The sequence below is a fragment of the Synechococcus sp. MW101C3 genome, assembly GCF_002252635.1.
Lineage (GTDB): Bacteria > Cyanobacteriota > Cyanobacteriia > PCC-6307 > Cyanobiaceae > MW101C3.
Window position 1 is genome coordinate 81916 of sequence record NZ_NQKX01000010.1, and the last position, 12116, is coordinate 94031.

21 protein-coding genes are annotated in these 12116 nt (G+C 64.4%); all 21 read left to right on the forward strand.

Going from position 1 to position 12116, the window contains the following annotated elements:
- The 21 genes from rpsQ to prfA all read left to right on the forward strand — a co-directional run bounded on the left by rpsQ (window position 1) and on the right by prfA (window position 12076).
- A complete protein-coding gene (gene rpsQ, locus CJZ80_RS13395; protein ID WP_094514265.1) occupies window positions 1-252 on the forward strand; it encodes a 30S ribosomal protein S17 in 252 nt (83 codons plus the stop codon).
- Between the two features lie 12 nt (window positions 253-264).
- A complete protein-coding gene (gene rplN / locus CJZ80_RS13400) occupies window positions 265-630 on the forward strand; it encodes a 50S ribosomal protein L14 (protein ID WP_094514267.1) in 366 nt (121 codons plus the stop codon).
- Between the two features lies 1 nt (window position 631).
- On the forward strand, window positions 632-988 hold the full coding sequence (rplX, locus tag CJZ80_RS13405; protein WP_094514269.1) for a 50S ribosomal protein L24: 357 nt from the start codon (window positions 632-634) through the stop codon (window positions 986-988).
- A 116-nt stretch (window positions 989-1104) separates the two neighbouring features.
- Entirely contained in the window at window positions 1105-1644 is a 540-nt protein-coding gene (rplE, locus tag CJZ80_RS13410) for a 50S ribosomal protein L5 (RefSeq protein WP_094514273.1), read from the forward strand.
- Window positions 1645-1664: 20 nt separating this feature from the next.
- The gene (gene rpsH / locus CJZ80_RS13415; RefSeq protein WP_094514276.1) at window positions 1665-2066 is read left to right on the forward strand and encodes a 30S ribosomal protein S8; all 402 of its coding nucleotides are present in this window, start codon (window positions 1665-1667) and stop codon (window positions 2064-2066) included.
- Window positions 2067-2081: 15 nt separating this feature from the next.
- The gene (rplF, locus tag CJZ80_RS13420) at window positions 2082-2621 is read left to right on the forward strand and encodes a 50S ribosomal protein L6 (RefSeq protein WP_094514279.1); all 540 of its coding nucleotides are present in this window, start codon (window positions 2082-2084) and stop codon (window positions 2619-2621) included.
- A gap of 32 nt (window positions 2622-2653) precedes the next feature.
- On the forward strand, window positions 2654-3019 hold the full coding sequence (rplR, locus tag CJZ80_RS13425) for a 50S ribosomal protein L18 (RefSeq protein ID WP_094514283.1): 366 nt from the start codon (window positions 2654-2656) through the stop codon (window positions 3017-3019).
- 13 nt (window positions 3020-3032) lie between these two features.
- Window positions 3033-3671, forward strand: coding sequence for a 30S ribosomal protein S5 (rpsE, locus tag CJZ80_RS13430; protein WP_094514285.1), 639 nt, complete (start codon window positions 3033-3035; stop codon window positions 3669-3671).
- 5 nt (window positions 3672-3676) lie between these two features.
- Complete coding sequence (rplO, locus tag CJZ80_RS13435) at window positions 3677-4126, forward strand: 50S ribosomal protein L15 (RefSeq protein WP_094514288.1); 450 nt, start codon at window positions 3677-3679, stop codon at window positions 4124-4126.
- Between the two features lie 142 nt (window positions 4127-4268).
- A complete protein-coding gene (secY, locus tag CJZ80_RS13440) occupies window positions 4269-5588 on the forward strand; it encodes a preprotein translocase subunit SecY (protein ID WP_094514291.1) in 1320 nt (439 codons plus the stop codon).
- An 82-nt stretch (window positions 5589-5670) separates the two neighbouring features.
- Window positions 5671-6219 carry an adenylate kinase gene (locus CJZ80_RS13445; protein WP_094514294.1) on the forward strand — a complete coding sequence of 183 codons (549 nt, stop codon included), beginning with the start codon at window positions 5671-5673 and terminating at the stop codon, window positions 6217-6219.
- Between the two features lie 46 nt (window positions 6220-6265).
- Window positions 6266-6379: a 50S ribosomal protein L36 gene (gene rpmJ / locus CJZ80_RS13450; protein WP_006173336.1), complete on the forward strand. Its 114-nt coding sequence runs from the start codon at window positions 6266-6268 to the stop codon at window positions 6377-6379.
- A gap of 97 nt (window positions 6380-6476) precedes the next feature.
- On the forward strand, window positions 6477-6842 hold the full coding sequence (rpsM, locus tag CJZ80_RS13455) for a 30S ribosomal protein S13 (protein WP_094514420.1): 366 nt from the start codon (window positions 6477-6479) through the stop codon (window positions 6840-6842).
- Between the two features lie 63 nt (window positions 6843-6905).
- Window positions 6906-7298 carry a 30S ribosomal protein S11 gene (gene rpsK / locus CJZ80_RS13460; protein ID WP_006173334.1) on the forward strand — a complete coding sequence of 131 codons (393 nt, stop codon included), beginning with the start codon at window positions 6906-6908 and terminating at the stop codon, window positions 7296-7298.
- 50 nt (window positions 7299-7348) lie between these two features.
- Window positions 7349-8287, forward strand: coding sequence for a DNA-directed RNA polymerase subunit alpha (locus CJZ80_RS13465; RefSeq protein ID WP_094514422.1), 939 nt, complete (start codon window positions 7349-7351; stop codon window positions 8285-8287).
- A 52-nt stretch (window positions 8288-8339) separates the two neighbouring features.
- Complete coding sequence (rplQ, locus tag CJZ80_RS13470; protein WP_094514299.1) at window positions 8340-8690, forward strand: 50S ribosomal protein L17; 351 nt, start codon at window positions 8340-8342, stop codon at window positions 8688-8690.
- Window positions 8687-9538, forward strand: a complete 852-nt coding sequence (truA, locus tag CJZ80_RS13475; RefSeq protein ID WP_094514303.1) for a tRNA pseudouridine(38-40) synthase TruA — start codon at window positions 8687-8689, stop codon at window positions 9536-9538. The genes rplQ and truA overlap by 4 nt, the downstream gene beginning before the upstream one ends.
- A 194-nt stretch (window positions 9539-9732) precedes the next feature.
- Window positions 9733-10185, forward strand: a complete 453-nt coding sequence (gene rplM / locus CJZ80_RS13480) for a 50S ribosomal protein L13 (RefSeq protein ID WP_094514307.1) — start codon at window positions 9733-9735, stop codon at window positions 10183-10185.
- Window positions 10182-10589: a 30S ribosomal protein S9 gene (gene rpsI, locus CJZ80_RS13485; RefSeq protein WP_094514311.1), complete on the forward strand. Its 408-nt coding sequence runs from the start codon at window positions 10182-10184 to the stop codon at window positions 10587-10589. The genes rplM and rpsI overlap by 4 nt, the downstream gene beginning before the upstream one ends.
- Before the next feature lie 8 nt (window positions 10590-10597).
- Complete coding sequence (gene rpmE, locus CJZ80_RS13490; RefSeq protein ID WP_094514314.1) at window positions 10598-10876, forward strand: 50S ribosomal protein L31; 279 nt, start codon at window positions 10598-10600, stop codon at window positions 10874-10876.
- A gap of 102 nt (window positions 10877-10978) precedes the next feature.
- Window positions 10979-12076, forward strand: a complete 1098-nt coding sequence (gene prfA, locus CJZ80_RS13495) for a peptide chain release factor 1 (RefSeq protein WP_094514424.1) — start codon at window positions 10979-10981, stop codon at window positions 12074-12076.
- Window positions 12077-12116: the final 40 nt, after the last annotated feature.

Sequence of the window (12116 nt, forward strand, 5' to 3'; positions counted from 1 at the left end):
ATGGCACTCAAGGAAAGGGTCGGCACCGTCGTCAGCGACAAGATGGAAAAAACGGTGGTGGTCGCGGTGGAGAACCGCTTCCCCCATCCCATCTATCAAAAGACTGTCAGCCGCACCACCCGCTACAAGGCCCACGACGAAGACAACCGTTGTCGGGTCGGTGATCGCGTCCGCATCACCGAAACCCGTCCCCTCAGCCGCACCAAGCGCTGGGCGGTGGCGGAAGTTCTCACCCCATCCGGCGCGAGCTGAGGAGGTCACACCATGATTCAGCAGGAAACCTTCCTCAATGTCGCTGACAACAGCGGCGCCAAGCGCATCCAGTGCATCCGTGTGCTGGGCACCAACCGCCGGTATGCCCACGTCGGCGATGTGATCGTCGCTGCCGTCAAAGACGCCATGCCCAACATGGGGGTTAAGAAGTCGGACGTCGTCAAGGCTGTGGTGGTGCGCACCCGCGCCACGCTGCGCCGCGACACGGGCAACTCGATCCGCTTCGACGACAACGCCGCCGTGATCCTCGGCAACGACAACAACCCGAAGGGCACGCGTGTGTTCGGTCCGGTCGCCCGTGAACTGCGCGAGCGCAACTTCACCAAGATCGTGTCACTCGCCCCGGAGGTGATCTGAAATGGCCGCCGCAACACCCCAGCCACGGCCCGCCAAGCGGGTCAAGATGCGCATCCGCAAAGGTGACACCGTCAAGGTGATCGCTGGCAAGGACAAGGGAAAAACCGGTGAAGTCCTGCGCACCCTTCCTTACGAGAATCGCGTGGTGGTGCAGGGGATCAACCTGCGCACCCGTCACGTGAAGCCCACACAGGAAGGAGAAACCGGCCGGATCGTCACGGAAGAAGCCTCTGTGCATGCTTCGAATGTGATGGTGTTCTCCACCAGCCAGAACGTTCCCAGCCGTGTCGCCATTGCCATCCAGGCCGACGGCACCAAGAAGCGCCGCCTCACCAAGACCGGCGAACTGCTCGATTGAGCACATCCTCGATTCGGTGGCCTCGGCCATGGAGTCACCTCCCCCGCCCGTCCCTGCACTCCCCGTTCCTGTCCGCCTTCTGACAACGCCCAGAAGCGAATTTCCCCCACCCCGCCATGTCACTCAAACAGCGCTACCGGGAGACGATCCAGCCCAAGCTGCTGAAGGATCTCAGCCTCTCCAACATTCATGAGGTTCCCAAGGTGATGAAAGTCACCGTGAACCGAGGTCTCGGCGAGGCCGCCCAGAACGCCAAGGCCCTTGAGGCTTCGATCGCTGAACTGGCCACGATCACCGGTCAGAAGGTGGTGGTGACCCGTGCCAAGAAGGCCATCGCCAGCTTCAAGATCCGCCAGGGCATGCCGATCGGCGTCGCCGTCACCCTTCGTGGTGACCGGATGTATGCCTTCCTCGAGCGCCTGATCCATCTGGCCTTGCCCCGCATCCGCGATTTCCGCGGTGTGAGCCCCAAGAGTTTCGATGGACGGGGGAATTACACCCTTGGAGTCCGGGAACAGATCATCTTTCCGGAAATCTCCTACGACAAGATCGATGCCATCCGGGGCATGGACATCACCATCGTGACCAGTGCCCGTAACGACGAAGAGGGCCGGGCCCTCCTCCGCGAGATGGGAATGCCGTTCCGCAGCAACTGAGCCCTCTTCGGACCCCCAACATGGCCAACCACGACCCGATTTCAGACATGCTCACCCGCATTCGTAATGCGAGTGAGAAAAAGCATCAGACCACCAAGGTGCCTGCTTCCCGCCTGTCGCACAGCATCGCCAAAGTGCTGCAGCAGGAAGGGTTCATTGCCCAGATCAGCGAAGAAGGTGAAGGGGTGCAAAGGCATCTCGTTCTTGAGCTGAAATACAGCGGCAAGCATCGTCAGCCCACGATCCGCTCCGTCAAGCGCGTCAGCAAGCCGGGTCTGCGGATCTACAAGAACACACGTCAACTCCCCAAGGTGCTGGGTGGTCTCGGCGTCGCGATCATTTCCACCTCCAAGGGTGTGATGAGCGACCGTGACGCCCGTAAGCAGGGTGTCGGCGGTGAAGTCCTCTGCTACATCTACTGAAAAGGGAGTTGATTCATGTCACGTATTGGTAAAGCACCGATCCCGATCCCCGACAAGGTGACCGTGAGCCTCAACGGCCTCTCGGTCCATGTCAAGGGGCCCAAAGGCGAACTGAACCGCACCCTCCCTGAAGGTGTCCAGATTCGCCAGGAAGACAACACGCTCGTTGTTGCCCCTTCCACAGCCACCCGCCGCTCACGGGAGCGCCACGGACTCTGCCGTACGCTGGTGGCCAACATGGTCGAAGGGGTGAGCAAAGGCTTCACCCGCAAGCTCGAAATCGTGGGCGTGGGCTACCGGGCCCAAGTTCAGGGTACGAAGCTCGTGGTGAGCGCCGGCTACAGCCACCCGGTCGAAGTGGTGCCCCCCGAAGGCATCGTCTTCACCGTGGAGGGCAACACCCAGGTGCTGGTCTCCGGTTTCGACAAGGAACTGGTCGGCAACGAAGCGGCCAAGGTCCGCGCCATTCGTCCTCCTGAGCCCTACAAGGGCAAGGGCATCAAGTACGAGGGCGAGCGCATTCTGCGCAAGGCCGGCAAAACCGGTAAGAAATGAGGCCTGCCTGAGCGTCCCACCCCTCCACTCCCATGTCCACCGTTTCCCGCAAAGCCCAGACCCAGAAGCGTCACCGCCGTCTGCGTCGCCATCTCACCGGATCCGCCGCCCGTCCGCGGCTGGCTGTGTTCCGCTCCAACAATCACATCTACGCCCAGGTCATCGACGACGACGCACAGAGCACGCTCTGTGCCGCTTCGACGCTCGACAAAGATCTGCGCACCAGCCTGACCGCCAGCTCCACCTGCGATGCCTCCGTGGCCGTGGGTCAACTGGTGGCCCAACGTGCCCTCGCCAAAGGCATTCAACAGGTGGTGTTCGATCGTGGCGGCAACCTCTATCACGGCCGTGTCAAGGCCCTTGCCGACGCTGCCCGTGAAGCGGGCCTTCAGTTCTGAACCGGATCCAACCATGACCGAAATCAACGAAACGATCCAGTCCAGCGACGTGCCAGCGGCGGCTGAAGGCCAGCCCGAACAGCGGCGCGGTGGCGGCAAAGGCGGCGATCGTCGCGGCGGCAGCGGCGGTGGTCGCCGTGGTGAAGGGCGGCGCGGCGGTCAGGAGCGCGACTCCGAATGGCAGGAGCGTGTGGTCCAGATCCGCCGGGTCTCCAAAACCGTCAAAGGCGGTAAGAAGATGAGCTTCCGCGCCATCATCGTGGTCGGCAACGAACGCGGTCAGGTGGGTGTGGGCGTCGGTAAGGCCGGCGATGTCATCGGTGCCGTCCGCAAGGGCGTGGCCGACGGCAAGAAGCACCTCGTCAAGGTTCCGCTCACCCGCACCAGCTCGATTCCCACCGAGAGCCGTGGGGTCGATGGCGCTGCCAGCGTGCTCATGCGCCCGGCCGCCCCGGGCACCGGCGTGATCGCAGGCGGCTCCATCCGCACCGTGCTTGAGCTCGCGGGCATCAAGAACGTGCTGGCGAAGCGCCTGGGCAGCAAGACGCCCCTCAACAATGCCCGCGCCGCCATCGAGGCGCTGCAGGCGCTCCGCACCCACAAGGAAACCGCCAAGGAACGGGGCATCTCCCTCGAGCAGATTTACTCCTGAGCCCCATGACCCACACTCTCCAGTCCCTCAAGCCCCAGGCCGGTGCCCGGCGCCGTAAGCTCCGCAAAGGCCGCGGCATCGCCGCCGGTCAGGGTGCCAGCTGCGGCTTCGGCATGCGCGGACAGAAGTCCCGCTCCGGCAGCCCCACCCGCCCCGGCTTTGAAGGCGGCCAGATGCCGCTCTACCGGCGGGTCCCCAAGCTCAAGCACTTCCCACTGGTGAACCCCAAGTCGTTCACCGTGCTGAACGTGGCCAAGCTGTCGGGCCTCAAGGCCGGCAGCACCGTCAACCTGGATGTTCTGGTGAAAGAAGGGCTGGTCACCAGCCCCAAGCACCCTCTGAAGATCCTCGGCGACGGCGATCTCAGTGTGAAACTGACCGTTCAGGCTGCTGCTTTCACTGCGTCTGCCCGTGAAAAGATCGAAGCCGCTGGTGGAACCTGCGAGCTCACCTGACCCCATCTCCACACCCCGCCAGCCATGCTGGTGGGGTTTCCTGGTCTCAGAGCCGTCTGCCACCGTCCTGCGGAACGGCAGGCGGCTTTCGTGTCACTCCGCAGCGTCTCCTTTCTGCCTCCCCACCGCCTGAGAACACACCATGCTCCTTAGCCGGGGGCGCAATCCCAGCGCCGGCGAAATCCTCACCCAGCTGATCCAGTCCAAGGGTCTCCGTGACCGGGTGCTCACCACGCTTGGCTTGCTGCTGTTGGTGCGCCTGGGGATTTACATCCCCGTTCCCGGCATCGACCGGGTGGCCTTCCAGCAGTTCATCCAGCAGGGCGGCCAGCTGATCGGCTTCCTCGACATCTTCACGGGTGGGGGCATCTCCACCCTTGGTGTGTTCGCGCTTGGCATCCTGCCGTTCATCAACGCCTCGATCATTCTTCAGCTCCTCACGGCGGCGGTGCCCCAGCTGGAGGACCTCCAGAAGAACGAAGGGGAAGCCGGCCGGCGCAAGATCGCTCAGATCACACGCTATGTGGCACTGGGTTGGGGGATCCTGCAGAGCACGGTCTTCGCCCTGATCCTGCGGCAATACGCCATCCCGGGAGTGTCCGCTCCTGTGTTCGTTATCCAGACCTCCCTCGCACTTGTGGCGGGATCGATGGTGGTGATGTGGATCAGCGAAGTGATCACCGAGCGGGGGATCGGCCAGGGAGCGTCGCTGGTGATCTTTGTGAACATTGTGGCCACGCTGCCGCGTGCCCTTGGCTCCACCGTGGAGCTGGCCCAGAGCGGCGACCGGGCCACCGTGGGCGGAATCGTGGTGCTGGTGCTGATTTTCCTGGTCACGATCGTTGGCATCATTTTCGTGCAGGAAGGCAGCCGTCGCATCCCGATCGTGAGCGCCAAGCGTCAGGTCGGACAAAACACCCCCCTTTCCGCGCGTCAGAGCTACCTGCCCTTGAAGCTCAATGCCGGTGGGGTGATGCCGATCATCTTTGCGTCAGCCGTGGTGTTCCTGCCCCTCACCATCGCCAACCTCACCCGCGCCCCCTGGCTGATCCAGCTGGCCGGCTACCTCAGCCCCAACAGCAGCACGCCATGGCTTTATGCCCTGCTGTTCTTCGCGTTGATCATCGGCTTTTCGCTGTTCTACGCCACCCTCACGATCAATCCGGTCGACATCGCCACCAACCTCAAGCGCAGCGGTGTAGCCGTTCCGGGTGTGCGTCCCGGCTCTGCCACTGCCATTTATCTCAGTGGCGTGCAGAACCGGCTCACCATCCTCGGGGGTCTCTTTCTCGGTGCGGTGGCAATCATTCCCTCGGCTGTGGAGGGCGCCACGCAGGTGCGCACCTTCCAGGGTCTGGGGGCCACCTCCCTGCTGATCCTGGTGGGCGTTGCGATCGACACCGCCAAGCAGGTCCAGACCTACGTGATCTCGCAGCGCTACGAGGGGATGGTGCGCCAGTGACGCGTCCCACCCCTTCCAGGGCTCCCCAGGTCATCGCCACTCCCCCGCCCCTTCTCTGGTTTCCGCTCATCCGCCCCCTTCCATGAAGCAGCGCATTCTTTTTCTCGGCCCCCCAGGAGCCGGCAAGGGCACCCAGGCCGAGCGTCTCGCGGCCAGCCACAACCTCCTGCACCTCTCCACCGGCGAGTTGTTGCGCGCCGAAGTGGCTGCGGGCAGTGCGCTCGGCCAGGAAGCGGAGGCCGTGATGGCCCGTGGCGAACTGGTCAGCGACACCTTGGTGCTGGCGATCGTTCGTGCCCGTCTGACCTGCTGCAACGGCGGCTGGCTGCTCGATGGTTTCCCACGCAACCTGGCCCAGGCCGAAGCCCTCCAGCAACTGCTGGAGGAGATCGGCCAACCGATCGAATTGGTGGTGCTCCTGGCCCTCGATGACGAAACCCTCGTGGAGCGCCTGCTGGCACGCGGCCGCGCCGACGACAACGAAGCTGTGATCCGCAACCGTCTTGTCGTCTACAGCGATCAGACGGAGCCTTTGATCGCGTACTACCGCGCCAAGGGGCTGCTCAGTTCCGTCGAGGCCAGTGGCACGGTCGAGGCGATTGCCGAGCGAATCTCCGCTGTTGTGGGTTGAGCGCTGTGGTACGTTGTCTGTTTGGAAATTTGGAGCACCGCTGCTCATGAAGGTGCGTGCCTCGGTCAAGAAAATGTGTGACAAGTGCCGGGTGATCCGCCGCCATGGCCGGGTCATGGTGATCTGCACCAACCCCAAACACAAACAGCGCCAGGGCTGACCTGCGCTGTTCCCGCCTCATTCATCTGCGCCCTCTTGGGCGCACCACCCAGCCCACCGTGGCTGGGCTCCCCTCTGCCCAACTGAATCGTTTCTTCGTGGCTCGGATTGCCGGTGTCGATATCCCTCGTGACAAGAGGGTTGAGATTTCTCTCACTTACGTCTATGGCATCGGCTTGACCCGTGCCCAGAAGATCCTGGCCAAGGCCGGTGTCAGCCCGGACATCCGGGTGAAAGACCTTGACGACGCTGACGTGCAGAAACTGCGCGCCGCAGCGGAATCCTTCACCCTCGAAGGCGACCTGCGCCGTCAGGAGGGCATGGCGCTCAAGCGTCTGCAGGACATCGGCTGCGTTCGTGGCCGCCGCCATCGCATGGGCCTGCCGGTCCGTGGGCAGCGCACCCGCACCAACGCACGCACCCGCCGCGGCGCGCGCAAAACCGTGGCCGGCAAGAAGAAGTAATCCTCTCGCCCAGCGCCTCACCGGCGTCAGTCCTTCCCAGTCCCCTACCCCAGGCCCCTGTCCATGGCGAAGCCAGCCAAAAAAACCGGCGCAAAGAAAACCAAGCGGAATGTGCCCAACGGCGTGGCACACATCCAGAGCACCTTCAACAACACCATCGTGTCGATCACCGACACCGCTGGCGAGGTGATTTCCTGGTCGTCTGCCGGGGCCAGTGGCTTCAAGGGAGCCCGCAAGGGCACCCCGTTCGCCGCCCAGACGGCCGCCGAAGCTGCCGGCCGCCGCGCCCTCGAGCAGGGCATGCGGCAGATCGAAGTGCTGGTGCGCGGGCCTGGATCTGGCCGTGAAACCGCCATTCGTGCTCTGCAGGTGGCAGGTCTTGAGATCACCCTGATCCGTGATGTCACCCCGCTGCCTCACAACGGTTGCCGGCGCTCCAAGCGCCGCCGGGTCTGAGTCGCTTCACTTCCAAGCCCTCGGGCATTCCTCTTCACCACCTTCAGGCCGTGCATCAGTATCAGATCGATCGCGTCGAGCATCAGATCGGCGAAGACCGCTCCCAGACGGGCGTCTTTGTGATCGGGCCTCTCGATCGCGGCCAGGCCATCACCCTGGGCAACGCCCTGCGTCGGGTGCTCATGGGTGGGATGGAAGGCAGTGCGATCACGGCCGTGCGCATCGCCGGCGTGAACCATGAATACGCCACGGTGCCGGGTGTCCGCGAAGACGTTCTCGACATTCTGCTGAACTGCAAGGAAGTGGTCGTCAGCAGCCGCAGCCGCGATCTTGAGATCGGCCGGCTTGTGGCCACCGGCCCCGCCACCGTTACCGCCGGTGACCTGCAATTCTCCTCGCAGGTTCAGGTGATCGACCTTGAACGGCCGATCGCCACCGTCGCGGAAGGCCACAGCCTCGAGCTTGAAGTGCACGTGGAGCGGGGTGTGGGCTATCGCCCCGTCGACCGTCACAACGAAGACACCAGCGCCATCGACCTGCTCCAGATCGATGCCGTGTTCATGCCGGTGCGGCGGGTGAACTACACCGTCGACGAAACCGCTGTCGGCGAAGGCGGCTCGGCGCGGGAGCGGCTGCGGCTCGAGATCCACACCAGCGGCGCGATCACCCCCGACGACGCCATGGCCCAGGCCGCCAATCAGTTGATTGCCCTGTTCCAGCCGCTGGCCAGCCTCACCATCGACGACGAGCCGGGCGTGGAGCCGGAGCCCTCTGCGGAAAGCCAGATCCCTCTGGAAGAACTCAACCTGTCCGTGAGGGCTTACAACTGCCTGAAGCGTGCCCAGGTGAACTCGGTTTCCGATCTCATGGGCTTCAGCTACGAAGACCTCCTCGAGATCAAGAACTTCGGTTCCAAATCGGCCGACGAGGTGATCGAAGCCCTTGAGCGCATCGGCATTTCTCTGCCCCAGAGCCGCACCACGGCCTAGACCCCGCTTCCCTGCGCGATCTCTCCCCTTCGACGTACACCACCCCGGAACCATGCGCCACCAATGCCGAGTCCCCCTTCTTGGTCGCCCAGCTGACCAACGCAAGGCACTGCTGCGCGGACTCACCACCCAGTTGATTCGCGAAGGCCGCGTCACCACCACCAAGGCCCGGGCCAAGGCCCTGCGTGACGAGACCGAGCGCATGATCACCCTGGCCAAGGAGGGCACCCTGGCGGCCCGCCGCCGGGCCATGGGCTACATCTTCGACAAGCAACTGGTCCACTCGCTCTTCGACAAGGCCCAGGAGCGTTACGGCGACCGCCAAGGTGGCTACACCCGCATCATCCGCACGGTGCCCCGGCGCGGCGACAACGCCGAGATGGCCATCATCGAGCTGGTCTGACAACGCCGCGCCGCATCGCCCTCTGTCTTCAGTACGAGGGCTCCTGCTATCACGGCTGGCAACGGCAGCCTCATCAGTCCAGTGTTCAGAGCACCCTGGACCAGGCCATTGCTGTGCTTGAGCCCCCACCTTCACCCTCCACAGTTGCGGCAGGCCGCACCGATGCAGGTGTTCATGCCGCAGGTCAGGTGGTGCATTTCGATGCCACAGGCCCGATTCCTGCCGAGCGCTGGCCCGCAGCCCTGAACGGACGCTTACCTGCGAGCATCCGCGTGCTTGCTGCCTCTGAGCAGCCTCAGAGCTGGCACGCCTGCTTCTCCGCCACCTACCGGCGCTACCGCTACACCCTCTACAACGGGCGCACTCCCAACCTCTTCCTGGCGCCATTCACCTGGCATCGCTACCGCCACCGGCTCGATGAGAACCGGATGCGTGCCGCGCTGGAAGGAATGCTCGGCACCCACAACTTCGCCGCTTTCCAGCGGGCCGGGAGCAGCCGCCCCCATGCCCGCACCACCGTTCAGGATGTGAGCCTGGAACGCGACGGCGACCTGATCACCGTGGAGATCCAGGCCAGTGGCTTCCTCTACGGCATGGTACGCCTGGTGCTGGGCCAGCTTGTGGCTCTCGGCGAGGGCCGGCTCAGCCTCGAGCAGTTCGAGCACCGTTGGCGCACCGGTGCGCGCGCTGAGGTGAAGGAAGCGGCTCCGCCCCAGGGCCTTTGCCTGCTGCGGGTTGGGTACCCACAGCCAATCTTCCCCATGAGCGCATGGTATGATTGCCAACCGCGATTCAGGTTGAGAAGCCAGGATCCGCCGGAGTTTTCGCCTCTTTCGCCCAGCTCCTGAAACCAAGTCCAGCGGGCCTTTCGCGGCCGCCTCCAAGGGATTTACCCAGGAGCTGGAGAAGGCGACGGTCTAGGCTCCGGATCAGCGATGGGCTCAACGTTCTCTCCATGCGGAGACAACAGGGCCACCTCCCTCCTGTCCAGCCCCCCCATTCAGCGGGATGGCGCAATCCCTCCGTCCGGCCTGCCGGTGCAATGAACAAGACCTCCGTCCCCTCTCCTGATTCCCTTGATCGCCAGTGGTACCTGGTTGATGCAGAGAATCAAACGCTCGGCCGTCTGGCCAGCGAGGTGGCCAGCGTGCTGCGCGGCAAGAACAGCCCTTCCTTCACCCCTCACCTTGATACCGGCGATTTCGTCGTGGTCGTCAACGCCGACAAGGTGCGTGTGAGCGGCAACAAGCCCGAGCAGAAGATCTACCGGCGCCATTCCGGCCGCCCCGGCGGCATGAAAACCGAAACCTTCGCCGCCCTGCAGGCTCGCCTCCCTGAGCGCATCGTTGAGAAGGCGATCAAGGGGATGCTGCCCCACAACGCCCTCGGGCGGCAGATGTTCCGCAAGCTGAAGGTCTACAAGGGTGCCGAGCATCCGCACGCCGCTCAGCAGCCCCAGCCCCTGGCCCTCGATCCTTCCGCTTCCGCACGATGAGCACCTCCACCAATCGCGTCGTCTACTGGGGAACCGGCCGCCGCAAGACAGCCGTCGCCCGTGTGCGCGTGGTGCCCGGCACCGGCGCCATCACGATCAATGGCCGCCCCGGCGACAACTACCTGAACTACAACCCCAGCTACCTCGCTGCGGTCAAAGCACCCCTCGACACCCTGGGGCTGTCCACCGACTACGACCTGTTGGTCAACGTCAAAGGCGGCGGCCTCACTGGGCAAGCCGATGCGATCAAGCAGGGGGCTGCCCGTGCGCTTTGTGATCTCTCCCCAGACAACCGCAAACCGCTGAAGACCGAAGGCCACCTGAGCCGCGACCCCCGGGCCAAGGAGCGTCGCAAATACGGCCTCAAGAAAGCCCGCAAGGCTCCCCAGTTCTCCAAGCGCTGATCCACGTCATGCCCAAGAGCGACATCCATCCCACCTGGTACCCCGATGCCAAGGTGATCTGCAACGGAGAGGTGGTGATGACCACCGGCTCCACTCATCCCGAGCTCAACGTCGACGTGTGGAGCGGCAATCACCCCTTCTACACAGGCACCCAGAAGATCCTCGACACCGAAGGTCGCGTCGACCGCTTCATGCGCAAGTACGGCATGGCCAGCACCGACAGCGCCAAGAAAGCCACAGCACCGGCGGCCGAAGCAGTCAGCGAAACCCCTGCAGCCGACGCTTGAGACCCTGCCGGTCTGGCCTCCCACCCGGCACCGTGCTGATTTCACACCCACGGCCGGATGCTCCAGGGCATCCGGCTTTTTGCTGAGCGCGCCACCGCTGCCATGGACCCTGCCTTCCTCGCCGAACGTCTGGAAGCCGTCCGTCTGACCTTCACCACCCTGGAGCGGCAACTCGCCGATCCGGCGGTGGCCGCCGATCCGGCCCAGCTGCAGCACCTGGCCCGCGAACGGTCACGGCTCGAACCGCTGGTGCTCGATTACGCCTGCTGGAACGAGCTGCGGCGAGAGTGGACCCAGACCCGACAACTGCTGAAGGAGAGCCGCGGCGACGCTGAACTGGAGCTGATGGCCCAGGAAGAGCTGGCGAGCCTGACGGCCCGGATCGGTGCCACTGAGGAACGCCTCACCCTCGCCTTGCTGCCAAGCGATCCCCGCGATGAGCGCAGCGTGATGCTGGAGATCCGCGCCGGCGCCGGCGGCGACGAAGCCTCGCTCTGGGCCGGGGACCTGGCCCGGATGTACGAACGCCATGCCCAGACGCTCGGCTGGCAGGTGCAGCCCGTCAGCGCGTCTGAAGCCGATCTCGGTGGCTACAAGGAGGTGATCCTCTCGATCCGTGGGGATGGGGTGTACAGCCAGCTGAAGTACGAAGCCGGCGTGCACCGGGTGCAGCGGGTTCCCGCCACCGAGTCGCAGGGGCGGGTGCACACTTCCACCGCCACCGTGGCCGTCATGCCCGAAGCGGATCCAGTGGAAGTGCAGCTTGACCCCAGCGACCTGGAGATCAGCACGGCTCGCTCAGGGGGCGCCGGCGGACAGAACGTCAACAAGGTGGAGACCGCCGTCGATCTCCTCCACAAACCCACCGGCATTCGCGTCTTCTGTACCCAGGAGCGCTCCCAGCTTCAGAACCGGGAGCGGGCTCTGGCGATCCTGCGGGCGAAGCTGCTGGAGCGTGAACTGGCGGCCGCGGCCGCAGCCGAAAGTTCGCAGCGACGGGCCCAGGTCGGCAGCGGCGACCGCAGCGAAAAGATCCGCACCTACAACGTGAAAGACAACCGGGTGACCGATCACCGGCTCGGCCGAAACTTCGCGCTCGAGGCGGTGCTGCAGGGCCAGTTGGGCGAAGTGATCGCAGCCTGCATCGCCGCCGATCAACGCCGGCAACTGGAGCAGCTGGCGGCTGACGCAGCGGCGTGAACACTGATGGGCTGCTTGGCCCATCAGCGGGAGGTCCGTT

Coding starts and splice junctions, on each gene's coding strand:
- rpsQ (WP_094514265.1), top strand. CDS start 1: ATGGCACTCAAGGAAAGGGTCGGCACCGTCGTCAGCGACAAGATGGAA.
- rplN (WP_094514267.1), top strand. CDS start 265: ATGATTCAGCAGGAAACCTTCCTCAATGTCGCTGACAACAGCGGCGCC.
- rplX (WP_094514269.1), top strand. CDS start 632: ATGGCCGCCGCAACACCCCAGCCACGGCCCGCCAAGCGGGTCAAGATG.
- rplE (WP_094514273.1), top strand. CDS start 1,105: ATGTCACTCAAACAGCGCTACCGGGAGACGATCCAGCCCAAGCTGCTG.
- rpsH (WP_094514276.1), top strand. CDS start 1,665: ATGGCCAACCACGACCCGATTTCAGACATGCTCACCCGCATTCGTAAT.
- rplF (WP_094514279.1), top strand. CDS start 2,082: ATGTCACGTATTGGTAAAGCACCGATCCCGATCCCCGACAAGGTGACC.
- rplR (WP_094514283.1), top strand. CDS start 2,654: ATGTCCACCGTTTCCCGCAAAGCCCAGACCCAGAAGCGTCACCGCCGT.
- rpsE (WP_094514285.1), top strand. CDS start 3,033: ATGACCGAAATCAACGAAACGATCCAGTCCAGCGACGTGCCAGCGGCG.
- rplO (WP_094514288.1), top strand. CDS start 3,677: ATGACCCACACTCTCCAGTCCCTCAAGCCCCAGGCCGGTGCCCGGCGC.
- secY (WP_094514291.1), top strand. CDS start 4,269: ATGCTCCTTAGCCGGGGGCGCAATCCCAGCGCCGGCGAAATCCTCACC.
- CJZ80_RS13445 (WP_094514294.1), top strand. CDS start 5,671: ATGAAGCAGCGCATTCTTTTTCTCGGCCCCCCAGGAGCCGGCAAGGGC.
- rpmJ (WP_006173336.1), top strand. CDS start 6,266: ATGAAGGTGCGTGCCTCGGTCAAGAAAATGTGTGACAAGTGCCGGGTG.
- rpsK (WP_006173334.1), top strand. CDS start 6,906: ATGGCGAAGCCAGCCAAAAAAACCGGCGCAAAGAAAACCAAGCGGAAT.
- rplQ (WP_094514299.1), top strand. CDS start 8,340: ATGCGCCACCAATGCCGAGTCCCCCTTCTTGGTCGCCCAGCTGACCAA.
- rplM (WP_094514307.1), top strand. CDS start 9,733: ATGAACAAGACCTCCGTCCCCTCTCCTGATTCCCTTGATCGCCAGTGG.
- rpsI (WP_094514311.1), top strand. CDS start 10,182: ATGAGCACCTCCACCAATCGCGTCGTCTACTGGGGAACCGGCCGCCGC.
- rpmE (WP_094514314.1), top strand. CDS start 10,598: ATGCCCAAGAGCGACATCCATCCCACCTGGTACCCCGATGCCAAGGTG.
- prfA (WP_094514424.1), top strand. CDS start 10,979: ATGGACCCTGCCTTCCTCGCCGAACGTCTGGAAGCCGTCCGTCTGACC.